At 73.0% G+C, this 25,803-nt stretch carries 20 protein-coding genes and 1 pseudogene; 10 read left to right on the plus strand and 11 right to left on the minus strand.

Features of this window, described 5'->3' with window-relative positions; translation table 11 throughout:
* From ACIBO1_RS02055 to ACIBO1_RS02090, 8 genes and pseudogenes are all read left to right on the plus strand, one after another.
* Positions 1 to 238 (plus strand): hypothetical protein (locus ACIBO1_RS02055; protein ID WP_396740725.1); only part of this gene is annotated, 238 nt, incomplete at its 5' end.
* 9 nt (positions 239 to 247) lie between these two features.
* Positions 248 to 748 (plus strand): BlaI/MecI/CopY family transcriptional regulator, encoded by a 501-nt coding sequence (locus tag ACIBO1_RS02060; protein ID WP_396740727.1) that lies wholly within the window; start codon positions 248 to 250, stop codon positions 746 to 748.
* A 40-nt stretch (positions 749 to 788) separates the two neighbouring features.
* Positions 789 to 1,664 (plus strand): M56 family metallopeptidase, encoded by an 876-nt coding sequence (locus tag ACIBO1_RS02065; protein WP_396741470.1) that lies wholly within the window; start codon positions 789 to 791, stop codon positions 1,662 to 1,664.
* A gap of 127 nt (positions 1,665 to 1,791) precedes the next feature.
* The gene (cydD, locus tag ACIBO1_RS02070) at positions 1,792 to 3,462 is read left to right on the plus strand and encodes a thiol reductant ABC exporter subunit CydD (protein WP_396740728.1); all 1,671 of its coding nucleotides are present in this window, start codon (positions 1,792 to 1,794) and stop codon (positions 3,460 to 3,462) included.
* Positions 3,459 to 5,324: a thiol reductant ABC exporter subunit CydC gene (cydC, locus tag ACIBO1_RS02075; RefSeq protein ID WP_396740730.1), complete on the plus strand. Its 1,866-nt coding sequence runs from the start codon at positions 3,459 to 3,461 to the stop codon at positions 5,322 to 5,324. The genes cydD and cydC overlap by 4 nt, the downstream gene beginning before the upstream one ends.
* 377 nt (positions 5,325 to 5,701) lie before the next feature.
* A pseudogene (locus ACIBO1_RS02080) lies at positions 5,702 to 6,556 on the plus strand (DNA primase); the annotation flags it as partial.
* Positions 6,557 to 6,596: 40 nt separating this feature from the next.
* Positions 6,597 to 8,972, plus strand: a complete 2,376-nt coding sequence (locus ACIBO1_RS02085) for a transposase (protein ID WP_396740732.1) — start codon at positions 6,597 to 6,599, stop codon at positions 8,970 to 8,972.
* 129 nt (positions 8,973 to 9,101) lie between these two features.
* On the plus strand, positions 9,102 to 10,319 hold the full coding sequence (locus ACIBO1_RS02090) for an ABC transporter substrate-binding protein (protein ID WP_396740734.1): 1,218 nt from the start codon (positions 9,102 to 9,104) through the stop codon (positions 10,317 to 10,319).
* A 74-nt stretch (positions 10,320 to 10,393) separates the two neighbouring features.
* Here ACIBO1_RS02090 and ACIBO1_RS02095 read toward each other — a convergent pair whose 3' ends face one another.
* The 4 genes from ACIBO1_RS02095 to ACIBO1_RS02110 all read right to left on the minus strand — a co-directional run bounded on the left by ACIBO1_RS02095 (position 10,394) and on the right by ACIBO1_RS02110 (position 15,356).
* Positions 10,394 to 10,987 (minus strand): ATP/GTP-binding protein, encoded by a 594-nt coding sequence (locus ACIBO1_RS02095; protein WP_334628720.1) that lies wholly within the window; start codon positions 10,985 to 10,987, stop codon positions 10,394 to 10,396.
* A 1-nt stretch (position 10,988) separates the two neighbouring features.
* The gene (locus ACIBO1_RS02100) at positions 10,989 to 11,366 is read right to left on the minus strand and encodes a DUF742 domain-containing protein (RefSeq protein ID WP_396741472.1); all 378 of its coding nucleotides are present in this window, start codon (positions 11,364 to 11,366) and stop codon (positions 10,989 to 10,991) included.
* A 100-nt stretch (positions 11,367 to 11,466) separates the two neighbouring features.
* Positions 11,467 to 11,871 carry a roadblock/LC7 domain-containing protein gene (locus tag ACIBO1_RS02105; RefSeq protein ID WP_131057168.1) on the minus strand — a complete coding sequence of 135 codons (405 nt, stop codon included), beginning with the start codon at positions 11,869 to 11,871 and terminating at the stop codon, positions 11,467 to 11,469.
* Positions 11,868 to 15,356, minus strand: a complete 3,489-nt coding sequence (locus ACIBO1_RS02110; RefSeq protein WP_396740736.1) for a nitrate- and nitrite sensing domain-containing protein — start codon at positions 15,354 to 15,356, stop codon at positions 11,868 to 11,870. Before ACIBO1_RS02110 ends, ACIBO1_RS02105 begins: the two co-directional genes overlap by 4 nt.
* A gap of 194 nt (positions 15,357 to 15,550) precedes the next feature.
* On the opposite strand from ACIBO1_RS02110, the gene ACIBO1_RS02115 reads away from it, so the two are divergent.
* Positions 15,551 to 16,159: a uridine kinase gene (locus ACIBO1_RS02115; protein WP_396740737.1), complete on the plus strand. Its 609-nt coding sequence runs from the start codon at positions 15,551 to 15,553 to the stop codon at positions 16,157 to 16,159.
* 15 nt (positions 16,160 to 16,174) lie between these two features.
* Here ACIBO1_RS02115 and ACIBO1_RS02120 read toward each other — a convergent pair whose 3' ends face one another.
* A complete protein-coding gene (locus ACIBO1_RS02120; RefSeq protein WP_357211655.1) occupies positions 16,175 to 17,254 on the minus strand; it encodes an adenosine deaminase in 1,080 nt (359 codons plus the stop codon).
* 74 nt (positions 17,255 to 17,328) lie between these two features.
* Between ACIBO1_RS02120 and ACIBO1_RS02125 the strand changes: the two genes are divergently transcribed.
* Positions 17,329 to 18,222, plus strand: a complete 894-nt coding sequence (locus ACIBO1_RS02125) for a putative RNA methyltransferase (RefSeq protein WP_396740739.1) — start codon at positions 17,329 to 17,331, stop codon at positions 18,220 to 18,222.
* Here ACIBO1_RS02125 and ACIBO1_RS02130 read toward each other — a convergent pair.
* From ACIBO1_RS02130 to ACIBO1_RS02155, 6 genes are all read right to left on the minus strand, one after another.
* Positions 18,219 to 18,899 carry a DUF4272 domain-containing protein gene (locus tag ACIBO1_RS02130; protein ID WP_396740741.1) on the minus strand — a complete coding sequence of 227 codons (681 nt, stop codon included), beginning with the start codon at positions 18,897 to 18,899 and terminating at the stop codon, positions 18,219 to 18,221. The genes ACIBO1_RS02125 and ACIBO1_RS02130 overlap by 4 nt on opposite strands.
* 109 nt (positions 18,900 to 19,008) lie before the next feature.
* Complete coding sequence (locus ACIBO1_RS02135; RefSeq protein ID WP_396740743.1) at positions 19,009 to 20,289, minus strand: thymidine phosphorylase; 1,281 nt, start codon at positions 20,287 to 20,289, stop codon at positions 19,009 to 19,011.
* Between the two features lie 282 nt (positions 20,290 to 20,571).
* Complete coding sequence (locus ACIBO1_RS02140) at positions 20,572 to 21,276, minus strand: cytidine deaminase (protein WP_396740745.1); 705 nt, start codon at positions 21,274 to 21,276, stop codon at positions 20,572 to 20,574.
* A 16-nt stretch (positions 21,277 to 21,292) separates the two neighbouring features.
* Positions 21,293 to 22,573: an ABC transporter permease gene (locus ACIBO1_RS02145; protein WP_396740747.1), complete on the minus strand. Its 1,281-nt coding sequence runs from the start codon at positions 22,571 to 22,573 to the stop codon at positions 21,293 to 21,295.
* Positions 22,574 to 22,576: 3 nt separating this feature from the next.
* Complete coding sequence (locus tag ACIBO1_RS02150) at positions 22,577 to 23,899, minus strand: ABC transporter permease (RefSeq protein ID WP_396740749.1); 1,323 nt, start codon at positions 23,897 to 23,899, stop codon at positions 22,577 to 22,579.
* Between the two features lie 76 nt (positions 23,900 to 23,975).
* A complete protein-coding gene (locus ACIBO1_RS02155; RefSeq protein ID WP_396741474.1) occupies positions 23,976 to 25,739 on the minus strand; it encodes an ABC transporter ATP-binding protein in 1,764 nt (587 codons plus the stop codon).
* Between the last annotated feature and the right edge of the window lie 64 nt (positions 25,740 to 25,803).

Here is a 25,803-nt window from a genome sequence, read left to right on the forward strand (position 1 = left end):
GCGGGAGCCGGAGCGGGAGCCGGAGCGGGAGCCGGAGCGGGAGCCGGAGCGGGAGCCGGAGCGGGAGCCGGAGCGGGAGCCGGAGCGGGAGCCGGAGCGGGAGCCGGACGCCCGACGCAGGTGCGGACGGCTGATGCGGGGTGTGGGCGCGGACCGGATGCTCGACGTGGGGCGGACGCCGAGGCGGGGGCGGGGGTGGGGGTGGTGCGGGCACTGGGGGGTCTACTACGGGGGGTAGGATTTATGGGTGACTCGGCTGGGGGATCTTGAGCGTGCGGTGATGGACGTGCTGTGGGACACGGTTCCCGCCACGTCCGGTGGGGTGACGGTGCGCGAGGTCGCCGATGCGCTGGCCGGGCGCGAGTTGGCCTACACGACGGTGATGACGGTGCTGGACCGGCTCGCCGGCAAGGGCATGGTGCAGCGCGAGCGGGAAGGGCGGGCGTGGCGGTACCAGGCTGCCGCCAGCCGTGAGGCGTACATCGCCCAGATCATGCTCGACGCCCTAGACCTGGGTGGCAGCCGCGACGCGGCACTGGTCCGGTTCGCCCAATCGGTGACCGGCACCGAGGCGGACGTGCTGCGGGCCGCGCTCTCCGCCGAGGCCGGGATGGCAGCGGGTACGCCGGACGGGCCGGGTGACGGCGCGGCGCTGACCGATCGCGTGGAGGCACCCGCACCGGATCAAGCGACCCGGCGGGATCGGGCGACCCGGCCGGGTCGGACCGACGAGACCGCGGAGCGGTAGGGGCGACGACGTGGCGCAGACCGTGCACTTCGCCGCCGCGATGCTGGCCTGCTGGCTGATCGCGCAGGTGCTCAGCCGCTCGACGTGGACGTGGCGTACCCCTCGGGTCGCGATCCTGTGCTGGCAGGCGGTCGGCCTGGCGGCCGGGCTGTCCGCGATGGGCCTGCCGATCGCGATCGGGCTGGCCGCGTACGACCGGGGCACCGGCAGCGCGCTGCTGGCGCTCGCGAACGACCTGTGGCACAGCACGCTTCCGGTGGGCGTCGGCCCGGTACACCTGGGGCTGGTCGGCATCGGTCTCGGCATCGGCGCGGTGCTGCTGACCACGACGGTACGCAGCATCCACGGCACGGTACGCGCCCAGCGTCGGCACCGGGACCTGCTGGCGCTGGTGGCCCGGCGGGACCCCACCGTGCCGGGGGCGCTGGTGCTGGACCATCCGAGCGCGGCGGCGTACTGCCTGCCGGGGGTGAAGCCCCGGGTGGTGGTCAGTGCCGGCACGCTGAGTCTGCTCGACCGGGCCGAGTTGGCGGCGGTGCTGACGCACGAGCGGGCGCATGCCGAGGAGCGGCACGACCTGGTGCTGCTGCCGTTCACCGCGCTGTGCCGGGCGTTGCCCTGGCTGCGCTGGGTGCACGAGGCGCACGAGCGGGTGTCGCTGCTGGTCGAGATGCGCGCCGACGACAAGGCCCGGGAACTGCACGCGGAGGCCCCGCTGGCCGGTGCGCTGCGGCGGTTCGCCGCCGCCGGCAACCGGATCACGCCGGCCGGCACGCTCGGTCTGGGCGATCGGGACCTGGACGTACGCGTACAGCGGCTGATGGTCGCCGAGCGCCCGGCCCGGCTGATCGGTGCCGCCGCGCTGACCGTGGCCACCACCGTGGCCGCCCTGCCCATCTCGCTGTTCCTGAGCTGACGACCGACGTGGTGTCCCGCGTACCGGCTCCGCGCCCGTCGGCGCTCGTCGCGGCCCTACTAGGCTGCCAGGCAATGTGCTGGCGGATTCTCCGGGGACGGACCGACGGTAGGGCACCGGTGTACCGGTGAACCGCCGCCCCTTCGACCCGCGGCTGCTGCGCCGGGTCCCCGCGGCCCGACGCGACCTCACCCTGCTCGCGCTGCTCGGGGTGCTCGCCGCCGGGCTGGTCGTGGCGCAGGCGACCGCCCTGGCGGCACTGTTGGCGACCGCGTTCACCGGGCGGCTGGACCGCGTCGCGCTGTCCGGTCTGGTGGTCGCCGTCGCGGCTCGCGCGCTGGTGGTGTGGGCGCAGGGCGTGGTCTCGGCGCGGGCGGCGGCCACGGTGAAGGCGGCGCTGCGGGCCGACCTGCTGGGCGCGGTCGCCCGGCACGGACCGGGCTGGGTCGCCGGTCAGCGGGCCGGACAGTTGGCCACCCTGGCCGGTCGTGGGCTGGACGCGCTCGACGCCTACTTCACCGGTTACCTGCCGCAGCTCGTGCTGAGCGTCACGGTGCCGGTGGCGGTGCTCGGTCGGGTCCTCTTCGCCGACTGGAGTTCGGCGGTGATCATCGCGTTGACCCTGCCGCTCATCCCGATCTTCGGAGCGCTGCTCGGCTGGCAGGCCCAGGCCGCCACCGAACGGCAGTGGCGACGGCTGTCCCGCCTCGGCGGGCACTTCCTGGACATGGTGGCCGGGCTGCCCACGCTGCGGGCGTTCGGGCGCGCGCGGGCGCAGACCGACGCGGTACGGCGGATGGCCGACGGGCACCGGGTCGCCACCATGCAGACCCTGCGCATCGCCTTCCTCTCCGCCCTGGTGCTGGAGCTGGTGGCCACCCTGTCGGTGGCGCTGGTCGCGGTCCCGGTCGGTCTCCGCCTGCTCGACGGCGGGTTGGTGCTCCAGACCGCGCTGCTGGTGCTGCTGCTCACCCCGGAGGCGTACCTGCCGTTGCGGGCCGCCGGCAGCCGGTTCCACGCCAGCATGGAGGGGCTCACCGCGCTGGACGAGGCGCTCACGCTCTCCGGTTCCGCCCCGACGCCCGCGCACCGGACGGGTGCGTCGCCCGACGGGCGCGGCGAGATCCGGTTCGAGGCGGTGACCGTCGCGTACGAGCGCACCACCGCGCTGCGGGACGTCACGCTGACCATCCGGCCGGGCGAGCGGGTGGCGATCATCGGCCCGAGCGGCGCGGGCAAGAGCACGCTGCTCGGCCTGCTGCTCGGTTTCGTCGCACCGACCTCCGGGCGGGTCACGGTCGGCGGTGTCGACCTGGCCGACGCCGACGTCGACGGATGGCGTCGACAGGTGGCCTGGGTGCCGCAGCGTGCCCACCTGTTCGCCACGTCGCTCGCCGACAACATCCGCCTCGGCAGCTCCGACGCCGCACCGGAGGCGGTCGACAGCGCGGTGCGCGACGCGGCGCTGGACGAGGTGGTCGAGTCCCTGCCCGACGGGCTGGACACCCGGCTCGGCGAACGCGGGCACGGCCTGTCCAGCGGCCAACGGCAGCGGGTCGCGCTGGCCCGGGCCTTCCTGCGGGACGCGCCGGTGGTGCTGCTCGACGAACCGACCGCGCGCCTGGACGCCGCCGCCGAGGCGGTGGTGCTCTCGGCCACCCGTCGGCTGGTGACCGGACGGACCGCGCTGCTGGTCGCGCACCGGCCGGCGCTGCTGGAGGACGCGGACCGCATCCTGCGCGTCGAGGACGGCCGGGTCACCGAGCTGACGCCACAGGCGGCCGGGGAGGCCCGATGAGCACCACCCGGGCCACCACGACCGGTCGCGTCGGCTCCTCACCCGAGGCGGCCGTACTCCGGCTGGCCCGGCCGTACCTGCGGCGGTTGGTCGGTGCGGGCCTGCTCGCGGCGTCCACCGAGTTCGCCGCCCTCGCTCTGATGGCCACCGCCACCTGGCTGTTGATGACCGCCGCCGGTCAGCCGGAGCTGGACCGACTCACCGTGGCGATCGTCGCGGTACGGGCGCTCGCGGTGAGCCGGGGTGTCCTGCGCTACACCGAACGACTGGCCGGGCACGACGCGGTGCTCCGGCTCGTCACCGACGTCCGGGCCCGGGTGTTCGCCACCCTCGCCGCCCGACGGGGTGCCCCGCCGCGCACCGGCGACGCGCTGAGCCGCCTGGTCTCCGACGTGGAGGCGGTGCAGGACCTGCTGCTGCGGGTACTCGTCCCGGCTGCCGCCGCCGCGACGGTGAGCCTGGTGGCCGTCGGCCTGACCGCCCTGGTCTCGCCCCCGGCCGCGCTGGCCCTCGCCGTCGGCCTGCTGGTCGCCGGGGTGGGCCTGCCGCTGCTGGCCACCGCGCTGACCAGGCGGGCCGCCGCCGAGATGGCGCCGCTGCGCGGTGCGCTCGCCGCCGACGCGGTCGACCTGACCCACGGCGCGGCCGACCTGGCCGCCTTCGGCGCCACCGCCGGTGCGCTCGACGCCGCCGGTGGGCGGGCGCGTCGACTCGCGCGGCTGGAGCGGCGGCTCGCCGCGCTCGGTTTCGCCGTCGACGGCCTCGGGGTGCTGGTGGCCGGGCTGACCACCGGTGCCGTGGTGGTCGTGGCACTGCGGGCCGACGTGTCCGGCGCGCTGATCGGAGTGCTGGCGGTCGGCACGCTGGCCGCGGTGGAGATCGCCCTCGCGCTGGTCGGCGCCGCCCGGCAGTGGACCGGCCTGCGGTCCGGACTCGCCCGGGTGGCCCCGCTACTGACGTCGGCCGACGACCGCTCCGACGCACCGATCGCGTCACACCCCGGCACCGATGGGGCCGACGCGTCGGCCACGCCGCGCCCGGACACCACCGGGGAGGCCACCGGTCGGCGGAGTACGAGCGATGGCGACGTTCCCCGCGTCCGGTTCGACGAGGTCACCGTCCGTTACCGGACCGGGGCGCCCGCCGCGCTCGACCGGTTCGACCTCGACCTGCCGCCCGGCCGCCGGATCGCGGTGGTGGGCCCGAGCGGGGCCGGCAAGAGCACCCTCGCCGCCGTGCTGACCGGCGCGGTGCGCCCGGACACCGGTCGGGTGCGCCTGGACGGGCGGGACGTGTCGGCGTACCCGCCGCAGGACCTGCCGAGGGCGGTCGGCGGACTGCTCGCCGAGGCGTACGTCTTCCACGCCACCGTCCGGGACAACCTGCTCCTCGGCCGCCCCGACGCCGACGAGGCCGCGCTGGCCGCCGCCACCGAGGCCGCCGGCCTGGCGGACTGGGTACGGGCGCAGCCGGAGGGCTGGGACACCGTGGTCGGCGAGGAGGGCGGGCAGCTCTCCGGTGGTCAACGGCAGCGGTTGGCGCTGGCCCGCGCGCTGCTCGCCGCACCCGGGGTGCTGGTGCTGGACGAGCCGACCGAGGGTCTCGACCCGGTCGCCGCCGACGAGGTGCTCGCCTCGACCCTCGCCGCCACGCCGGCCGGGCACTCGGTGCTCTTGATCACGCATCGACTCACCGGGCTCGACGGGCTCGACGAGGTGCTGGTGCTCGACGCCGGTCGGGTGATCCAGCGGGGACCGCACGCGGATCTGGTCGACACCGACGGCTGGTACCGCGACCAGTGGGTGGTGCAGCAGGCTGCCGAGCACGGTTACCTCGCGCTCTCCGGCCGGCACCGGCCCTGACCTGTAGGGCGCGTCGCCGGTGCCGGACCGCCCGGCACCGACCGGCCAGGCGGGCGGCGGTGGCGCGTCGCACCGGTTGCCGATGCCGCCATCGGGGTGCGGGCACCGATTACCCAGAGCAGCCCACTAGGGTATGTGCCCAGAGTCACTCACCGACATCGAGTCGGTGAGTGGGCAGCCCGACGCACACGGAGGTCACCGTGGCCCGCCAGTCGCCCCAACGGCCGGACGCCGACGAGCCCGAGCTCGATGACACCACCGGCTCCGCCAAGCCGGACGCCACCGAGCCGGAGGCCGTCGCCGAGCCGGACCCCGCCGAGCGGGAGGCCGACGACGAGTCGTCGGACGTCGAGGAGGCGGCCGACGCGTCGGCCCAGGCGTCCCGTGCGCTCTGGGACGAGCTGCGGATCGACCCGATCGAGGTCGCTCTGCCCGCCGGCACCGGCTTCACCCTGCGGGCCTACCGGCCGGCCCGTGACCTGACCCCCACCGACGTGGCCGAGCGCGACGCCGACGACCCGTTCCTGGCGCGCCGGCAGGTCGTCGAGACCGAGGACGAGGACGACGAGGACGTCGTCATCCTCGACGAGGATGTCGCCCGTGAGTTCGCCGAGAGCGACGAGGACGAGAAGCGGGACACCGACGGGGACTCGGACAAGACCGCCTCGGGCAAGACCGCCTCGAAGAAGGACGACGACACCGCCGACGAGGACGACGACGAGAAGGCGGAGGACGACGCCGGCGACGAGGAAGTACCGGTCTTCCTGAGCCACCGGGGACGGCTGCTGCTGTTCAAGACCCCGGAATCCCTGGTCAGCTTCGTCCGTTCCGGTGCGCCCAACGATCTGTCCCAGCTGGACAGCTGGAATGAATTGTCCGAACGGGTGGAACCGGCGGACATCGCCCCGCTCGACGAAGACGTGTACGAGCTCGACCTGGTAGTGGAGAACCTCCGGGGCGGCCACGACGCGTGGGACGCGACGCTGCTCATCGAGGCGGGCGAGGTCGCTCGCGACATGTCGTACGCGCTGCGCCTGCCCGCCGTGCTCGACATGCTCTCCAGCGGTTCCAGCCTCGACGACCTGGACGAGGCGCTGCGTGCCTCTGTCAAGGGCGGGATCGGTGGATTCCTCGGTCGACGTAAGCTGAAGAAAATTGGGGCACAAACCGCAAGTCTGGGTTGGCGGACCATTGTCGGAAAGATCTCTGCGGTCGTGGACTGGCGCGACTGAGGCGCACCAGGGAGCATCAGTCTCTGGCAGAGAACACCTTGTGTCCCGGGAGGAGGACGACGCCGTGGCGCTCGTGCGCGTGTACTGCGGTCTGGCCTCGGCGGATCCGGCCGGCCGACCGGTCTCGGCCGGTTCGACGCTGACGTCCGCTGTGGTCGACGACGCAGGCCGTCTGCTGCATGTCTGCGAGGTGAGCGACGACCCGGCGGGTTACGCCCTGCTGGTCACGCTGCTCGTGGAGCGCTCGGGCGGGCCGAGCGGTGCGGCGATAGCGGCCGACAGCGACGACCACACCGTCACCTCGCTGCTCAGCGCCGCCGGTCGTCCGCTGGCGATCGCCGACGACGACTCGGTCGACGACTTCGCCGAGCGGTTCGCCGACGACGACTCCCTGGAGGAGATGCAGGCGCCGCCGGCCGTACGACGGGCCGTCGGGTTGGCCCGTGCTCTCCAGGCGGGCGCCCTGTCCGCGGTGACCCTGCCGGCTCCCCGGGAACTCGCCGGCTACAAGCAGGTGCTCGCGGCGCACGCCGCCCTGGCCACCGGCCGGCACTCCGCCGCGGTCGCGCTGCGCGAGGTGCTGCGCGAGCTCTACCCGGCCGCGTTGCGCGCCTACCCGGATCCGGCCGACTCGATCCCGCTGGCGGTGCTGGACGCCCTGCCCGAGCCGGGCATGCTCACCGACGCCGCAGGACGCGGTCGCGACGCGGCGGTCACCGCCGACGCCGTCACCGCACAGCTCGCGGCGCAGGGCGCGGGCGAGGCGGAGGCGATCGACGAGGCGGTCACCGCGCTGCGGGTGGCGATCTCCGAGACGCCGCGCCGGTCCACGGTCAACCGGGCCCTCACCTCCGCCGCCGCCGAGACGATCCGGCAGGCGGTCGCCTCGGTCCGGGCCTGCGACGCCGGTTGCGAGGCGCTGGTCGGCGCCCTGCACGCCCGCACCGCGACCCCCACGCCGACCGCCGGTCGTCGGGCCGCCGCCCGGCGTGGCGAGCCGGTGGGTGAACTGGCCTCCACCGCCGCCGCAGCCGCACCTGCTCCGGCTCCCGCCCCCGGCCTGCGCCCGGTCCGCCCCACCGGCCCCGAGCCGGCCGGCGGTGGCCGCCGCAGCCGCCCCGAGCCGCAACCCGGCAGCGGTCCCGCGTCGCCGCGGCCGCTCGGCCCGCCGCCGACGGCCCCGGCACCGCTCGCGCCGCCGCCCGTCGCACCCGCGCCGCTGACCCCGGCCGCGATGGCCGGCCCGCCCGTCTCCGCGCCGCCGACGCACGCCGAGTCCGCCCCGTCGCGGATCGACGGTCCGACCAACCGTCCGATCTCGGCGCCGCCCCCGCCGCCGCCCGGCATCACGCCGATCGCGCCCGCGCAGCGTGGGACGGTGCCGCCCGCCGAGGCGGGCGAGCCGTTCCGGCCGACGCTCACCACCGCGGCGATCAACAGCGCGCGGGCCGAGCGGCAGCGCACGATCATCCCGCCCCGCCCGAAGACCAACGGCGGCGAACCGCCGACCGGCGGATTCAGCGCCACCGACCTCAGCGTTCCGGTGCCGGCGCCCCGGCCCGATCAGGAGCCGGCGGCACCCCCCGGATCGCGGGCCAACTGGCCGCTGGTGAACAACCCGGAGAACCCGGCGGACGTCACGTCGCCGCTCAACCCGGTGGTCACCTCCGCCTACGACGACCGGAAGCGGCACGAGGCACCGCAGCCGCCCGCCGACCTCGGCGTCGAGCGTCGGGTGACCCCGCCGTGGCTCGCCGACGACCTGCCGCCGGAGCCGCCGGTGCTGCGACTGGTCGAGCCTCCGCCGCTGGCCGACCGCGCCCTGCGCAACTCCGCCGAGTCCGCCCAGGAGAACCCGCCGCTGCGGCTGGTCGACCGGGGTGAACCGGCACGTGACGGCCGGCCGGTGGAGCGGTTGGACCTCACCCCGCCGACCCGTCGTGCGGAGCCTTCGGTGGAGCACCGGCCGCCGCCGGTCCCCGACGAGGGCGACGGCGACCTGCTGATCTTCGCTCAGGCCAGGTCCGCCTGGTTCGTCGGACACGGCGAGAGCGCCGACCTGGACTGGTCCAGCATGGCCGACACCGGGTGGGAGGCCGCCGAACAGGCCGCCCGTCCGGCGGTGGGTGACGCGACCGGGGCCGGGTTGCCCAAGCGGGTGCCCCAGGCCAACCTCGTGCCCGGCTCACCGCTGCGCGAGGAGCGTCCGCTGCGCATCGTCCGGGACGCGGCCAGCCTCGCCGAGAACACCACCGGCTACTTCCGCGGCTGGCGTCGCGGGCAGGAGATCGGCGGTTTCGCGGTCGGCGGCCGACCGGGCCGGGAGTCGGCCGGTGGTTGGGACTTCACCCGGGACACTGGCGAGCGCGACGACGACCGGGAGTACGAGTACCGTTCCGCCGGCTACCGGTCCTGACGCCCGCCATACCCCCGCTCACCTGCGTGTTCCTACCCACACCCGGATAATTTGACGTCGGGTCGACGGGGCCGGGAGCATACCGGCGGAACAGCCGGCGGCAGGTCGCCGGGCGGGGGAAGGCGACTCATGGCGACACCGGCAACCAGTCGATCCGTGCTCACCCGACGGGGAGTGCTCGCCGCGACGGCGAGCACTCTGCTGCTCAGCGGCTGCGGACGGGACCGGGAGCGACGCAACGCCGTCACCCGGCCGACCCCCGGTCAGGAGCTGGTCGTCGGGGCGACGCTGGAGCTGAGCGGGTCGGGTGCGGCCCTCGGAGTGGCCCAGCAGCGAGCCCTGACGATCAGCGCGGCCACCCTCAACGACAAGGGCGTACAGGTCGGCAACCTCCGCCGGACCGTACGCCTGGAGCTGCGCGACAACCGCAGCGATCCTCGCCTCGCCGCCGAGCAGGCCGCCGAGCTGGGTGGGCGCGAGGACGTGCACGCTCTGGTCGGGGGCACGCTGGCGGAGACCTCGATGTCGGTCATCGAGGTGGCACAGGAGCTGCGCCTGCCGTTCGTGTCGCTGGCCTTCGGCGACTCCATCACCGTGCCGTTGGCCCAGCGGGCCTTCGTCTACAAGGTCACCCCGGACGCCGGGGACGTGGCCCGTCGGCTGGCCCAGCTCGTCGACGCCGAAGGGCTACGCCGGGTCGTGCTGCTGGCCGAGACGGGGCTGCACGGTGACTCGGGGGTGCGCGCCATGACCGGCGCACTGCGTACCGCGGGTGTGGGGCTGGTCCGCACGGTGCGGCTCCCCGCATCGTCCGCCGGCATCACCCGCGCCGCCGAGCGCGCCGTGGCGGCCCGTTCGGACGCCGTGGTGGTCTGGGCCACCGCACCCCGCTCCGGAGCCGCCGCACGCGCTCTGCGGCGGGCCGGACACGACGGGAAACTGTTCTTCGACGCCGGGGCCGTCGCCGAGGAGACGCTTGAGGACGCCAACCTGCGCGCGGTGGAGGGGGCGTACGCCGTCCACCCGTCGTCGCTGGGCGGCTCCACAATCGCCAACAGCAGCGCCGCCGGGCGCGCGTACCGTGACCTGGTCTCGCGGTACATCCGCGAGCACGGCGCCTACAACGGTTTCGCCCCGTACGCCTCGGACGCCCTGCTGCTGATCACCACGGCGGCCCGGCTGGCCTCCAGCGTGGACCGGGGGCGACTCCGGGCGTACCTGCAGAACCAGGTGACCGACGGGATGGCGGGCATGTACTCGTTCACGCCCATCCGACACAGCGGCATGGAGCGTCACTCGCTCGGCGTCTACCGGGTCGACGCTGGCGCCTGGAACCGGCTGAGCTGAGCCGCCGGCCAGGTCACGGACAGCATTGCGCGCCCGGTGTCGTCCAGGTCGACACCGGGCGCGGCAGCCGATCGTCAGGCGGGTGCGACGGCCCGGGTACGGCGCATCGTGAGCACGTACTCGACCAGCGAGATCAGCACGTGCTTCGTCGACTCGCGGTTCCGGGCGTCACAGGCCACCACGGGCACGTCGCTGGAGATCGCGAGCGCGTCCCGGACGTCCTGCGGATCGTGGTACTGCATGCCGTCGAAGCAGTTGATGGCCACCAGGTACGGCAGCCGCCGGTGCTCGAAGAAGTCGATCGCCGCGAAGCAGTCCGCCAGCCGGCGGGTGTCCACCAGCACGACCGCGCCGATCGCGCCCCGGACCAGTTCATCCCACATGAACCAGAAACGGGTCTGACCCGGCGTACCGAAGAGGTACAGGATCAGGTCACGATCGATCGAGATACGACCGAAGTCCATGGCCACCGTGGTCGTCGTCTTACCCGGCACCTGCCGGGTGTCGTCGACGCCGACACCGGCGGACGTCATGATGGCCTCGGTGGTCAGCGGCGTGATCTCCGAGACCGAGCCGACCAGCGTCGTCTTGCCGACGCCAAATCCACCGGCGATAACGATCTTCGCCGACGTCACGCGCCCGCTCGGAGTCGGCGGACGGTGCGACATGTCAGAGCCTGCGAAGTCCACTCAGCACCCTCTCCAGCAATTCAGTGCCCACCGCGTCGTCCGAGTCGTCCAGGGTGGTCGGCTCGTGGACCGCGACCAGGCCGTCCGTCGCCATGTCGGCGATGAGCACCCGGGCCACGCCGAGCGGAAGTTGCATGCGCGCCGCGATCTCGGCGAGCGACTGCACACGTCCGTCACACAGCGCAGCGATGTACTGGTGCTCTCGGCCTTGTCCGCCGTTGCCTGTGGCAACGGCCCGACCGCGCACCGTGGTCTCGACCAGCGCCTCCAGGGCGATGTCGAGGCGAGGACGGGTACGACCGCGGGTTACGGCGTATGGACGGACCAAAGCGCCGGTCGGCTCGTCACGATCGGCCATGTCGCCGCTCACCTCCTTCGTACCCGGCACCGGCTCGCGCCAGCGCTACTCCTCGTATGTAGTGTTCGCGCCTCGCCCGCCCCACCGGCTGGCGCGACGATCAGCCCATCATCCCGACGGCGGTACGTGGCGCCGGGGTCAGCGCATCGCCCACCCGGTCCACGAGCAGGGCCATCTCGTACCCGACCTGTCCGACGTCGCTGGCGCGCGCGGCGAGGACCGCGAACGACGAGCCGTCGGAGATCGACATCAGGAACAGGAAGCCGTTGTCCATCTCGACCACGGTCTGCAACACCGCCCCTCCCTCGAAGCAGCGGGCCGCACCCTGGGTCAGGCTGACCAGGCCGGAGGCGATCGCCGCCAACTGGTCCGCCCGGTCCCTCGGAAGGTCTCGTGACGACGCCAGGAGCAGGCCGTCCGCGGAGACGGCGACCGCGTGCGCGACACCGGGTACCCGATCGGCGAAGTTGGCCAGCAGCCAACCGAGATCCTGCGTACTAGTCATCCTTCTTGCTCCTTCTGCCCGCTCCCGGCCACCGGGCCTGAGCCAGACTGCGAGGATTGCTGCCCGCCCGAAGTTCCCTCCGGGCCGGTCGGGTTGCTGTCCGACGGGTGGTTACGTCCCCGCTGGACACCCCGGTGGTAGGCGGAGAGCAGACCGCGCACCGACTCGGGGTTGCGTTTCTGCACCGTAGCCGCCGGCTTCTCCACCGCACCCGGCACGAGCTGGGCCATCGGCGTACGCTTCGGCAGCCCGGTCTGCGTGGTGGCGGTGGCGGCGACCGGTGCCTGGCTGGCCGCGCTGGCGGCCCGCCAACCGTCGTCGGCCGCGGTCTGCCACACACTATCCTGCGGCGCGGGCCGGTACGAGGGCCTGTTCTCGCCACCGCCGCCGGGACGGAACCCACCGTTCGCGCCGTTCCCGCCGGGCGCGCCTGCGGCCGTCGGGGTCTCTGCCATCGGTGCGTTACCTGTCGTCGCGGTCGGGGTCTGCGGTGCGGGCCGACCCGTGGCGTCGATCGCGGTGATCTGCTGGGTCGTGGCGCCGTTGGCCGCCGGCTGGCGGGCACCGGCCGACTCCTCCGGCCCCGGACGACGGGTGCGGAACCACGCGGACTCCAGCTCCCGGAAGATCGGCAGCTCCATCGTCTCATCCGCGTACCGCTGCCGGTTCTGTGCCTGCGGCGGCGTGGGCGTGGTCGGCTGGGGCTGCGGCGCCGAGGCGGGCCAGGCGGACGGCGGCTGCTGCGACGCCGGGCGCGACACCCGGGGCAGCTCGGTGGTCATGTCCAGCGCGGCGGCCAGCCGCTCGGGCACCGCTGGGGCGGCCGTCTCCCCGGCCACCGGCGGCCAGGCCGGAGGTGCCGAGGGCTGCTGGTAACCGGTGCCCGGCGACACGGGCCGCTGCGGCAACCCGCCGGGCGCGCCCGAGACCGGCGAACCGGAGACCGGGGAGCCCGAGACCGGCGCACCGGAGACCGGCGGCGCGGAGTACGGCGTACCCGAGACCGGCGGCGACGAGATCGGCGGCACCGGCGGGGCGGACACCGCGGGCGGCGTGTAGGGAGCCGCCTCCGGGCTGCTCGGAAGCTGACGCGGGATGGTCGGCTGCTGCCCCGGGTTCGACTCGTCGGTGTGGCGGCGCTGCGGCAGCGGGTCGTGCGACGACCCGTTGGACGTACGCGACGCGAAGTTGTTGCCGCCGGGGACGCCGCTGGCACCGGTCAGGTCCGACCAGGCGGGCAGGTTGCCGGCACCGGCCATGGAGCCCGGCGTACCGGCACCGTTGCGGCTGGCCGGGTCGAAGGGTCGCCCGCCCAGGGTCACCTGGTTGCCGGAGCCACCGGGACGCGGGGCGGGAGCCGCCGGCATGCCCGGACCGTTGCCGTTGCTACCCATCGGCGGCATGCCGCCGAACGCGGGGGCCGGGCCGGGCGGCGGGCCGGCGGGAGGCAGTGCGGCGGGCTGCTGCCCACGGCCGGACAGCCCACGCGGCACGAGCACGGTCGGCGGCAGCGTGACGTCGGCGACGGTGCCCCGGTCGTTGCCGGGACGCAGCTCCACGCGGACGGTGTGGCGGGACGCCAGCCGGGCGACCACGACCAGGCCCATCATCCGGGAGACCGCGACGTCCACCTGAGGCGGCGTGGCGAGGCGCTCGTTGAGGTCGGTCAGTTGCTCCGCGCTGATACCGATGCCCCGGTCCTCGACGTACAGCGAGGCGCGGTCACCGACCCGACGGGCCTCCACCAGGACCTGGGAGTCCGGCGGGGAGAAGGCGGTCGCGTTGTCGAACAGCTCGGCGACCAGGTGGACCAGGTCGTTGACGGCGTGCGCGGCGACCTCGATGTCCCGGTCGATGACGCCGAACTCGATCCGGGTGTAGTGCTCGACCTCGGACTGGGCGGCCCGGAGCACGTCGATCAGCGCAGCCGGCTCCCGCTGCACACGGGTCGAGTCCGCGCCGGCGAGGACCAGGAGGTTCTCGTCGTTACGGCGCATCCGGGTGGCCAGGTGGTCGAGCTGGAACAGCTCGGCCAGGCGGTCCGGGTCCTCCTCGCCGCGCTCCAGCCGGTCGAGGTGACCGATCAGCCGGTCGACCAGGATCTGGGAACGGCGGGCGAGGTTGACGAACATGGTCGCGACGGACGCCCGCAGGGCGGCCTGCTCGGCGGCGGTCCGGACCGCCTCCAGGTGGACGGCGTTGAACGCCTCGGTCACCTGCCCGAACTCGTCCTTGCTGCGGACCGGCAGCGGCTCGGCGATCTGGTTGGCCAACTGGATCGGGGAGAGCTGGCCGGTGACCTGCGGGTCGCGCAGCCGGGCCACCGCCTGGGGCAGGCCGTACTGGGCGATGGAGAGCGCGCCCTGCCGGAGCTCCCGCAGCGAGCGGGCCATCGAGCGGGCCACCAGGAACGCCAGGAAGATGGCGAACAGCAGCGTGGTCAGCAGCAGGCCGGTCTCCAGGAACACCTGGCGCTGCACGTCGGAGCGGAGGTTGGCGGCCTCGGCGGCGACGTCCGAGTCGAACTTGGATTCCACCGACCGGATCAGATTGCCGTTGGCGACCAGCGCCGCGTCCCACTCCTCCGGTGTGAAGGAGAGGCCGGCGAGGTTCGCGGAGGCGTCGGCGTTGACCTGGCTGATGTAGATCGTCGCCTGACGCCGGTCACCACCACCGATGGTCTGGGCGTGGAACTCCGCCTCGGACTCGGTGGCGACCGCGTTGAAGCTCTGCTGTGCCTGCTGCTGACCGGTCTCGCTGGAGATGTAGTCGGTGCGCAGGGTCGCGCTCATGCCGCCCTGGATCAGGGCGCGGTGCACGACAACCCGGCGGACGGAGAGCCACTCCTTCTCCCGCGCGACGGCGGCCGAGGCTCGCATCCGGTCGCTCAGGTCGTTGTCACCGGCGAGCTGGCTGGCCGAGTCCCGCACGGAGAGCAGCTGGTTGATCAGCTCGTCGTAGGACTGGAGCGTGTCGGTGATCTTGAACTTGCCGTTGATCACCTGACTCCGGGTGCCGGGCAGGTCGCCGAGTCGCTCGTCGATCTGCGTCAGCAACTCCTGGAGGCTGGGCGGCAGGTCGGTCAGGTCGGAGCGCTGCGACGAGTAGGGGTCCGTGGCCCGGTCCACCGCGCCGGAGACCTCGCTGTAGCGCGCGGAGGCGTTCTTCTTCTCCTCCGACTCGGCCTGCCCGGCCGACTGTGGCTCCAAGCCGAGGAGCAGGACGGCAGCCGTCCGCTCGTCCTGCAGACCGTCCACCAGCGCACCGGAGTGCCCGATGAGTTCGGCGAGGTCGCCGGCCCGGTTGGCGTCGCTGAGCGAGTCCAGGTGGTCGACCAGACCACTGGTGCCCACGACGACCGTGGCGATGGTCGGCACGATCATGATGAGACCGAGCTTGGACCAGATCGGCATGTCGCGGAGCCGACCGACCGGTCGACCCATACGCGACAGGAAGGAGCCTGCCGTCTTCGGTCGTTTGCTCACGTCACCGCCCTCGTGATTGCAGCGTCCGCGTTGTCTTGCGGACAACGCCCAGCAGCCGACCCGGCGGGTCGGACCATCCGAGATTCCATCACGCCTCTGGGGAAAGAGAAAGCCCAGGTTGGCCCCAGCCAAAGGTGTGATGAGATGTTGACGCAATTTGATCGCGGTCCGTCTGTTCGGAGTCACTGAAGGTAATGGAACCCCCGCACCGAGTTGTCCTGCTCGCCGGCCCATCCGGCTCCGGGAAGTCATACGTAGCGCGACAAACCGGGCTGCCAGTGCTCTGTTTGGACGATTTCTACAAGAATGGCGATGACCCATCGTTACCGCGCCGAGATGGCCAGATCGACTGGGAGTCGCCCGCTTCATGGGACGCCGAAACGGCCGTTGAGGTGATAACCCGACTGGCGAGGCACGGTCGGGCAGACGTCCCCGTGTACGCCATCAATGAGGACCGGCGGGTGGCCACTCGGCCGTTCGAGCTGGCCGGTTCGCCACTTTTCGTGGCCGAAGGGATCTTCGCCGCGGAGATCGTCGAGGAATGCCGACTTCGGGGCCTGGTCGCCGGGGCGTACGCGCTGCGCCGGCCACGCGGGGCGACCTTCCTCCGTCGGCTGGCCCGCGACCTGGCCGAGCAGCGCAAGGGCCCCCGGGTACTGCTGCGGCGGGGCGTGACGCTGTTGCGGGCCGAGCCGGCGGTGCTGCGCCGCCAGACCGGGCTGGGTGCCGAGGCCGCCCGGGCGCGGGAGATCCTGCGTCAGGTCGCCGGTCTGCACCGTCCCGGTCGTCCACCGGCCCGCTGAACCGGCGTCGGGCGCTCAGGCCAGCAGCTTGGCGTACGCGGGCTTGATGACCTCGTCGATGATCCGGAGCCGTTCGTCGAACGGGATGAAGGAGCTCTTCATCGCGTTGATGGTGAACCACTGCACCTCGCGCCAGCCGTAGCCGAACGCCTCGCAGAGCAGCGCCATCTCGCGGGACACCGAGGTGCCGCTCATCAGCCGGTTGTCGGTGTTCACGGTGACCCGGAACCGCAGGTCACGCAGCAGCCCGATGGGGTGCTCGGCGATCGACGCGACGGCACCGGTCTGCACGTTGGACGACGGGCAGAGCTCCAACGGGATCCGCTTGTCCCGCACGTACGCGGCCAGCCGACCGAGCACCGGCTCTGCTCCGACGGTGATGTCGTCCACGATGCGTACGCCGTGGCCCAGCCGGTCGGCACCGCACCACTGGATCGCCTGCCAGATGGAGGGCAGCCCGAACGCCTCGCCGGCGTGGATCGTGAAGTGGAAGTTCTCCCGCTGGAGGTACTCGAAGGCGTCCAGGTGCCGGGTGGGCGGGAAACCCGCCTCGGCTCCGGCGATGTCGAACCCCACCACCCCGTGATCGCGGTGCCGGACCGCCAGCTCCGCGATCTCCTGCGAACGCGCCGCGTGCCGCATCGCGGTGAGCAGGGTGCCGACCCGGATCGGCGTACCGGCCTCGGCGGCGAGCGCACTGCCCTCGACGAACCCGGCCAGCACCGCCTCGACCACCTCGTCCAGGCTCAGGTTGCGTTCCAGGTGCTGCTCCGGGGCGAAGCGCACCTCGGCGTAGACGACCCCGTCGGCGGCCAGGTCCAGCGCGCACTCCCGGGCCACCCGCCGCAGCGCCGGGGCGGTCTGCATCACGGCCACGGTGTGCGCGAACGTCTCCAGGTAGCGCTCCAGCGAACCCGAGTCGGCCGCCGCCACGAACCAGCGTCCCAGCTCCGCCGGGTCGGTGGTGGGCAGCTCGTGACCGACCTCGGCGGCCAGCTCGACGATCGTCGCGGGCCGCAGACCGCCGTCCAGGTGGTCGTGCAGCAACGCTTTCGGTGCCTTGACGATGTCCTCGTACCCGATGTTCGCGGCCATGACCAGACCCTAGTCCGCAGCGGACAGCTGGGTACGCTCGGGAGCGTGGATCTGGCCTGCGACCTGCTGTGGTGATGGACCCTCGCGTCGTCGAGCGACTGCGCTGCCCGGTCTGTGGAGAGCCACTGGGCGAGGTGTCCGCCGGTGCCGCCCGCGCGCTGCGGTGCCCGCGCCGGCACAGCTTCGACATCGCCCGACAGGGCTACGTCAACCTGCTCGCCGGCCGCGCCCCGCACGGCGGGGACAGCGCGGAGATGATCGCCGCACGGGCGGACTTCCTCGCCGCCGGCCACTACGACCTGATCTCCGCCGCCCTCGCCGAGGCCGCCACCCGCGTCACCGGGCAGGCCGCCACCCCGCACCCAGGTGTCCCGAACGACGGCGTCGGGGCGTACCCGTTGGTGGTGGATGCGGGCGCGGGCACCGGTCGGCACCTCGCCGCGGTGCTGGCGGCGGTGCCGGCGGCCGTCGGTCTCGCCCTGGACGTCTCCAAGCCGGCGCTGCGCCGGGCCGCCCGGGCGCACCCCCGGATCACCGCGGCGGTCGCCGACACCTGGCAGCGCCTGCCGCTGGCGGACGCCTCGACGGCGCTGCTGCTCAACGTCTTCGCGCCCCGCAACGGCGCCGAGTTCCGTCGGGTTCTCGCACCGACCGGGCGGCTGCTGGTGGTGACGCCGGTCGCCGACCACCTCACCGAGCTGGTCGACGCGCTCGACCTGCTCCGGGTCGACCCGGCCAAGGCGGACCGGATCGCCGCCGGCCTCGGCGGGCACTTCGTCGAGGAATCGCAGACCGAGCACCGGCAGGAGCTGAGCCTGGCCGGTCCGGAGGTGGCCACGCTCGTCGGCATGGGCCCGAGCGCCTGGCACACCGACCCGGCCGGGCTGGCCGACCGGATCGCCGCCCTCGGCGAGCCGGTCCGGGTGACCGTCGCGGTCCGGCTCGGCGTGTACCGCCCACGGCCCTAGGTGGAGAGGTCGACCTCTTCCCAGCCGGGCGGCTCGTCATGGTACGGCCCGCGCAGCATCACCGCCCACTCCAGAGCCCAGCGGCGCTGGCCGATGGCGTTGGCGTCCACCAGCCCCGGCAACAACCGCCCGGCCCGGCTCACCTCCAGGTACGCCCAGTCCAGGCAGTAGTGCAGGTCGAGCAGGGCGGCGGCGTCGGCCGGATGCTGCGGGGCGGTCAGGATGCGGGCCTGCCAGCGCCGGAAGGTCTCCCCCTCGACGATGTTCGGCAGGCGCTCCACCAGCCGCTCGTCCACCGGCAGCGTGGGGTCGAGCTGTTTGGTCAGGCCGAGTACCCAGGTCAGGGCGAACAGCGCGTCGTGATGCAGCACGAACGAGCGGTGGTCGCCCTTGGCGCCGGTGACGAACTGGAACTCCGGCGGGGTGACCATCTCCAGCAGGTGCGACGCCAGCAACCAGCTCATCGCCGCCTGCGGCGGCATGCCGAAGCAGCGCGCCTGGATCAGGTGCAGCACGGCGATCCGCGCCTCGACCTCCGGTGTCGGCCGCAACTCGATCTCGTCGCCGGGCTCCCACACCAGCGGGAACTGCGGCGGCGGCAACGGCAGTCGCAGCCGGGACAGTTCCTCCAGGCTCGCTTCACGCACCGCACGGGGGTCGGGAGCAGGCACGATCACGGCAACATCCCTGTCTGGTCGTGATGTCTCGGGCGCCGGGTAGTCCCCCCTGGCCTGCGAGGATAGCGGCCAGACCGGCCCGGCACCATGGGGCGCGACCAGGGTGGACTCACTCCACCCGTTCGAGCACCAACGGAACGGTGGCCGGCGGTGTGGCCGCGAGAGTCACCGCGCGGGCCGCCTCCGCCAGCGCCGCCGGAATCCTCTCCGGACTCTCGGACCGCAGCTCGTAGAGGGGGTCACCGGCCCGGACCGGGTCACCGGGCCGCTTGTGCAACAGCACACCGGCGGGCACGCTGACCGGGTCCTCCTTGCGGGCCCGGCCGGCGCCGAGCCGCCACGCGGCCACCCCCATGGCGTACGCGTCGACGGTCGCGACGTAGCCGTCCGTCTCGGCGCGTACCACCTCGACCTCGGGCGCGCTGGGCATGGATGCGTCGGGGTCACCGCCCTGCGCGCGGATCATCGACCGCCACACGTCCATCGCCCGCCCGTCGCGCAGCGCGGCGGCGGGATCGGCGTCGGGCAGCCCGGCGGCGTCGAGCATCTCCCGGGCCAGCGCCAGCGTCAGTTCCACCACGTCGGCCGGGCCACCGCCGGCCAGCACCTCGACCGACTCGGTCACCTCGACCCCGTTGCCGATGGCCAGGCCGAGCGGCGTCGACATGTCGGTGAGCAGGGCGACCGTGCGGACGCCGTGCGCGCCGCCCAGCTCCACCATGGTCCGGGCCAACTCGCGGGCGTCGTCGACGGACTTCATGAACGCGCCGGAGCCGACCTTCACGTCGAGGACCAGCGCACCGGTGCCCTCGGCGATCTTCTTGCTCATGATCGAGCTGGCGATCAGCGGGATCGCCTCCACCGTGCCGGTGACGTCGCGCAGCGCGTACAGCTTGCGGTCGGCCGGGGCCAGCCCCGACCCGGCGGCGCAGATCACCGCCCCGAGATCGCGCAGTTGGGCGGTGAACTCCTCGTTGCTGAGCGCGGCCCGCCAGCCCGGGATCGACTCCAGCTTGTCCAGCGTGCCGCCGGTGTGCCCGAGGCCGCGCCCGGAGAGCTGCGGCACCGCCGCGCCGCAGGCGGCCACCAACGGGGTGAGCGGCAGGGTGATCTTGTCACCGACGCCGCCGGTCGAGTGCTTGTCCACGGTCGGCCGGGACACCGACGACAGGTCCAGCCGCTCGCCGCTGGCGATCATCGCGGCCGTCCACCGGGCGATCTCCGGGCCCGTCATCCCGTTCAGCAGGATCGCCATGGCCAGCGCCGACATCTGCTCGTCGGCCACCGCCCCCCGGGTGTACGCGTCCACCACCCAGTCGATCTGCGCGTCGGAGAGCACACCCCCGTCCCGCTTGGCCCGAATGACGTCAACCGCAGTAAACACACTCACCTCTGAACCCCATCCCTCCACAAGTCACACCGCCCACCCATACGCGGTCAACCCCCGCCGATTCCGCTCAACCCGTCGTCCCACAGCAGACGCACAAGCCGCACGCCGGTCGGGCCGGGGGCCGACCGTGCCCGGCGCAGGGATCAAGCCTGACCGCCCGGAGCCGGGCGCGGTCGGCCCCCCCCCCCCCCCCCCCCCCCCCCCCCCCCCCCCCCCCCCCCCCCCCCCCCCCCCCCCCCCCCCCCCCCCCCCCCCCCCCCGCCCCCGGCCCCGGCCTCAACATCAACCACCCCAGCGAACCGGAATCTCCACCGGCGGCTCACCCTCACCGGCCCAGAAGATCGTGCCGGACGCGTCCACCACCACGACCCGGGGCGTACGCGCCAACCCCCAGGTGATCGCCTCTGCCGGATCGTTCCAGCTCGGTGCCTCCTCCAGCACCCCGGTCTCGGCGCCCGCGTCGTCGCCGGCCGACCGTTCCCAGTAGGCCGTCCAGATCTGCTGGCCGGCGGAGAGGTCGGGGTGCACGAAGACGGTGCCGCGCCCCCGCCAGGCGGCCAGCCGGTCGGGGACCACCGGCACCGGCCGTTCCCGGGTGACCGCGTCGAGGTCGGCCACGTCGAAGGCGTGCGGCAGCAGTTCCGCCATCCGCAGCGGACCGCCCTTGGCCTCGATCAGGCACTCCGGACCGCCCTGTTCCCAGAGCAGTTGCCGGCAGCGCCCGCACGGCATCAGCGGCTCGCCGGTGGCGTCGACGCAGGACAGCGCGACGATCCGGCCACCGCCGGTGGCGTGCAGCGAGGAGACCACGCCGCACTCGGCGCAGAGCACCACACCGTACGCCGCGTTCTCGACGTTGCAGCCGACCACGACCCGGCCGTCGTCGACCAGTGCCGCCGCACCTACCGGGAACTTCGAGTACGGCACGTACGCGTGCCGCATGACCTCGGTGGCGGCGGCGCGCAACCGCGCCCAGTCGATCTCCATGCTGCGCTCCCCTGGATCAGCCCTTGATGTACGGCTTGCCGTCGGCGGCGGGTGCCCGGACCCGGCCGACCAGCCCGGCCACCGCCAGGATCGTCGCCAGGTACGGCAGCATGGCCAGGAACTGGCCGGGGATGATGCTGTTGATCGCGCCCAGGTAGGTAGCCAACTGGTCGGCGAAGCCGAAGAAGAGCGCCGCGAGCAGCGCCCCCGTCGGGCTCCACCGGCCGAAGATCAGTGCGGCCAGGGCGATGAAGCCCTTACCGCCGATCATGTTCTTGGTGAACGAGTAGAGCGCCAGCGTGTACGACGCTCCACCGATGCCGGCGACCACACCGGCCAGCAGCACGTTGCGGTAGCGCACCCGCAGCACCTTCACGCCCAGGGTGTCCGCCGCCGTCGGGTGCTCGCCGACCGACCGGGTCCGCAGACCCCACCGGGTGCGGAACAGCGCGATGTGGATCACGAGCACCAACAGCAGGGCGAGGTAGAGGAAGATGCTGGACCGGAACAGCGCCGGCCCGAGGACCGGGATGTCGGAGAGCAGCGGGATCTCCCAGTTGCTGAACCGGGGAGCGCTGTTGTAGCGCGCCGCGTCGGTCTGCATCAGCCGCTCGTAGAGGAAGCCGGTGATGCCGACCGCGAGCAGGTTCAGCACAATGCCCATGACCACCTGGTCGACCAGGTAGCGGATGCAGAACACGGCGAGCAGCAGTGAGATGAACGCGCCGCCGATCGCGGCGGCGACCAGACCCACCCAGACGCTGCCGCTGATGCTGCCGAAGAGCGCGCCGCTGAACGCGCCCATCAGCAACTGGCCCTCGATGGCGACGTTGACCACGCCGGAACGCTCGCAGAGCACACCGGCCAGCGCACCGAAGATCAGCGGCAGGGCGAGCAGGAACGTGCCGCGCACGATGTTGACCAGCGGCATGAAGTTCTGTCCGGTCGGTGCGGCGGAGACCTGCCAGCAGAGGAAGGAGAGCACGAAGGCGACCAGGCCGACGGCGAGCACCGGGACGAACCAACGCTTCGGCAGACCGGCCAGCATCGCCGCCCCGGCGGCCAACGTGATCAGTCCGAAGAGGATCGCGCCGACCGTCCCGTGGATCTCCAGCGCGGCCCCGGCGGAGTCCTCGCTCAGCGTGAAGCGGGCCTGCTCACCGGTGGCGAGCGCGCCGAACAGCACGGTGGCCAGCAGGCCGAGGGCCAGCAGCACCAGGCCCACTTTGCGGGTACGGGTCCAGAAACCCTCGTCGACCTGCGCGACCGCGACGTCGGGGACTGCCATGGTGGACATGCCTCACCAGCCCTTCGCGAGGCTCGTCTGCAACCGGGCGGCCCGCGCCGCCCGGAGCTGGAAGATCGCCTTCACCAGGGCCGGCGCGGCGATGAAGATGACGATCAGTGCCTGGAGCACGGTGACCAGCTCCAGCGAGATCCCCGAGTACGACTGCATCCGGTTGCCGCCGGCCTGCAACGCGCCGAACAGCAGCGCGGCCAGCGCCACACCCCACGGTTTCACCCGGCCGAGCAGGGCGACCAGGATGCCGTCGAAGCCGATCTGCGCGACCACCAGCGGGGTCAGTGCGGCGGCGGTGGTGCCGAGCACCATCTGCGAGCCGCCCAGTCCGGCCAGCGCCCCGGCGAAGACCATGATCAGCACGTACGTCCGGGTGACGCTGATGCCGGCGGTGCGGGCGGCGTCCGGGTTGGCACCCACCGCACGTAGCTCGAAGCCGAGCGTGGAGCGGTTGAGTAGCCAGGCGACCGCGAGGGTGGCCAGCACGGCGAGGATGATCCCGGCGTGCGCCCGCAGCCCGTCCCCGAACAGGCGCGGCAGTTGGGCGGAGGCGTCCACCGGCCGACTGATCGCGTCGGTGCGATTCGGGTCCTGCACGCCGTTCTGCACGATCAGCCAGGTCAGGAAGTAGACCGCGATGTAATTGAGCATGATCGTGTTGATCACCTCGTGCGCGCCGGTCCGCGCCTTGAGGATGCCGGGAATGAAACCCCAGATCGCACCGCCGACCGCACCGGCCAGAACGGCGACCAGCAGGTGCAGCCCGGGCGGCAGCGGCAGCAGGAATCCGGCCAGCGCGGCCAGGATCACGCCCATGGTGGCCTGGCCCTGGGCGCCGATGTTGAACAGACCGCCCCGGAACGCCAGCGCCACCGACAGGCCGGTGAAGACCAGCGGCGCGGTGTAGGTGAGCGTCTCCGAGATCGGGCTCAGCGCCGCGTTCATCGTGGAGGCGGCCGGGTCGAAGACGCTGCCCTTGAACAGGTTCGCGTACGCCTCGCTGACCAGCGTCCAGCTCGCGCTGAGCGCGTCGGCGGGACGGGCGGTGAAGTAGGCGTAGGTGGCCAGCACGTCCGGATCAGAAATGATCATGAGGATGGCGCCGACCAGCATCGCCAGCACCAGCGACAGCAACGTCACGGTGAACGTGTTGGCCGCCCACAGGTTCTCCAGGAACAGCCGGCCCAGGGTGGGTCGTTCCTGCGGGGGCTGCCCGGTGGTGGCCGTCTCGGCGCGCTCGGTGTTGCCGATCGCGGTCCGGTTGGCCTGCTCCTCGCTCGCCGGTTCCTTGTCCGGCGAGCCAGGCTGGGAAGAAGTGGTCATGCCGGCACTCCGCTTCGCTCCGTACCGCCATGAGGCACCACCGCACTGAGCCTGATGATTCGCTCGCAGAGCTCGCTCATGCCTTCTCGTCCTCGTTGCCGGGACCCTCGGGGGCCGGGGCCACGCCGTCGGTGGTGGCCGTGACGTTGCGGTCGGTGGTCGCGGTCGTGCCGCCGGCGCTCACCGCGTCCGCGTCGGTCACCGCCGGTTCGTCCCGGTCGCTGGTCGCCGCGGCGGTGCCGTCGGCGGCTGCGGTGCGCTCCGGGGAACCGCCGGTCGCGTCGGGGCTGATGCCCGCCATCAGCAGGCCGATCTCCTCGCGCGGGGTGTCCGGGCCGACGATGCCGATGACCCGTCCGCGATACATCACCGCGATCCGGTCGGCCAGCCCGATCACCTCGTCGAGTTCACTGGAGACCACCAGCACGGCGGTACCCACGTCGCGCTCGCGGATGACCTGGCTGTGGATGAACTCGATCGAACCGACGTCCACGCCCCGGGTGGGCTGGGCGGCGATGAAGAGCTTGAGTGGCCGGGACAGCTCCCGCGCCACGATCACCTTCTGCTGGTTGCCGCCGGAGAGCGTGCCCACCGGCGCCTGGGCCGACGAGGTCCGGACGTCGAACTGGTCGATCCGCTCCTGCGCCGACTTCGCGATCGCGTCCGGCTTGAGCGACAACCCGCTGCCGAAGGGCGGCCGGTCGTAGATGTCCAGCACCAGGTTCTCCGCGACGCTGAACTCCTTGACCAGGCCGTCGACGCTGCGGTCCTCGGGGACGTAGCCGACCCCGGCGCGCAGCACCTTCTTGGTGCTCCAGCCGTCGACCCGCTGACCGTCGAGGCTGATCGTGCCGGCGAGCACCGGGCGCAGCCCCATGACCGCCTCGATGAGTTCGGTCTGCCCGTTGCCCTGCACGCCCGCGACGCCGAGCACCTCGCCCGCGCGTACGGTCAGGTCGACGCCGTCCACCGCGCGGACCTGCCGGTCGTCGTCGACGACCAGGCCGGAGATCTCCAGCACCGGTTCGCCCGGCGTGGCCGGCGCCTTCTCGACCGTGAGCCGGACGCTGCGGCCGACCATCAGCGCGGCCAGCTCGTCCCGGCTGGCCTCGGGCGACGCGGTTCCCACCGTCTTACCGCGCCGGATCACCGTGATCCGGTCGGCGATCGCCTTGACCTCGCCGAGCTTGTGAGTGATGAAGACGATGGACTTGCCGGCGGCCTTGAGCGACCGCATCACGGTGAGCAGTTCCTCGGTCTCCTGCGGGGTGAGCACCGCAGTGGGCTCGTCCAGGATGAGCAGGTCGACGTCGCGGGTCAGCGCCTTGACGATCTCGACCCGCTGCTGGACTCCGACCGGCAGGTCCTCGATCACCGCGTCCGGGTCGACCCGGAGGTTGTAGCGCTCCGAGACCTCGGCGACCTCGCGGCGGGCGCGGCGCCGGTCCAGGAACCCGGCGATACCGCCGCGCACCTGTTCGGCACCGAGCATGATGTTCTCGGTGACCGTGAAGACCGGTACGAGCATGAAGTGCTGGTGCACCATGCCGATGCCGGCCGCGATCGCGTCGGAGGGGCCGCGCAGCTTGAGCGGCTTGCCGTCGACCAGGATCTCGCCCTCGTCGGGCTGGTAGAGCCCGTACAGGACGTTCATCAGGGTCGACTTGCCCGCGCCGTTCTCGCCGAGCAGGGCGTGGATCTCTCCAGGCTCCACCGTCAGGTCGATGTGGTCGTTGGCGACCAGATCACCGAACCGCTTGGTGATGCCGCGCAGTTCGAGTCTCAGCGCAACCTCCTGGAGTGCGAAGCGATGGTGCAGCGTAGCTGCTGGCGAGCGGATTGCGGCCGGGACCCGACCGGGGCGCGGACCGGCCGCCCCGAGCGCGGGTCTCCCCGCGCCGGAG

Origin of the sequence: Micromonospora sp. NPDC049903 (genome assembly GCF_044460945.1) — a bacterium.
In the GTDB taxonomy this organism is placed as follows: domain Bacteria; phylum Actinomycetota; class Actinomycetes; order Mycobacteriales; family Micromonosporaceae; genus Micromonospora.

What these genes read in the sequence shown, in the direction of transcription:
- ACIBO1_RS02065 (WP_396741470.1), top strand. Translation starts at nt 789, where the DNA reads ATGCTGGCCTGCTGGCTGATCGCGCAGGTGCTCAGCCGCTCGACGTGG.
- cydC (WP_396740730.1), top strand. Translation starts at nt 3,459, where the DNA reads ATGAGCACCACCCGGGCCACCACGACCGGTCGCGTCGGCTCCTCACCC.
- ACIBO1_RS02090 (WP_396740734.1), top strand. Translation starts at nt 9,102, where the DNA reads ATGGCGACACCGGCAACCAGTCGATCCGTGCTCACCCGACGGGGAGTG.
- ACIBO1_RS02095 (WP_334628720.1), bottom strand. Translation starts at nt 10,987, where the DNA reads ATGTCGCACCGTCCGCCGACTCCGAGCGGGCGCGTGACGTCGGCGAAG.
- ACIBO1_RS02100 (WP_396741472.1), bottom strand. Translation starts at nt 11,366, where the DNA reads ATGGCCGATCGTGACGAGCCGACCGGCGCTTTGGTCCGTCCATACGCC.
- ACIBO1_RS02105 (WP_131057168.1), bottom strand. Translation starts at nt 11,871, where the DNA reads ATGACTAGTACGCAGGATCTCGGTTGGCTGCTGGCCAACTTCGCCGAT.
- ACIBO1_RS02115 (WP_396740737.1), top strand. Translation starts at nt 15,551, where the DNA reads ATGGAACCCCCGCACCGAGTTGTCCTGCTCGCCGGCCCATCCGGCTCC.
- ACIBO1_RS02120 (WP_357211655.1), bottom strand. Translation starts at nt 17,254, where the DNA reads ATGGCCGCGAACATCGGGTACGAGGACATCGTCAAGGCACCGAAAGCG.
- ACIBO1_RS02125 (WP_396740739.1), top strand. Translation starts at nt 17,329, where the DNA reads ATGGACCCTCGCGTCGTCGAGCGACTGCGCTGCCCGGTCTGTGGAGAG.
- ACIBO1_RS02140 (WP_396740745.1), bottom strand. Translation starts at nt 21,276, where the DNA reads ATGGAGATCGACTGGGCGCGGTTGCGCGCCGCCGCCACCGAGGTCATG.
- ACIBO1_RS02145 (WP_396740747.1), bottom strand. Translation starts at nt 22,573, where the DNA reads ATGTCCACCATGGCAGTCCCCGACGTCGCGGTCGCGCAGGTCGACGAG.
- ACIBO1_RS02150 (WP_396740749.1), bottom strand. Translation starts at nt 23,899, where the DNA reads ATGACCACTTCTTCCCAGCCTGGCTCGCCGGACAAGGAACCGGCGAGC.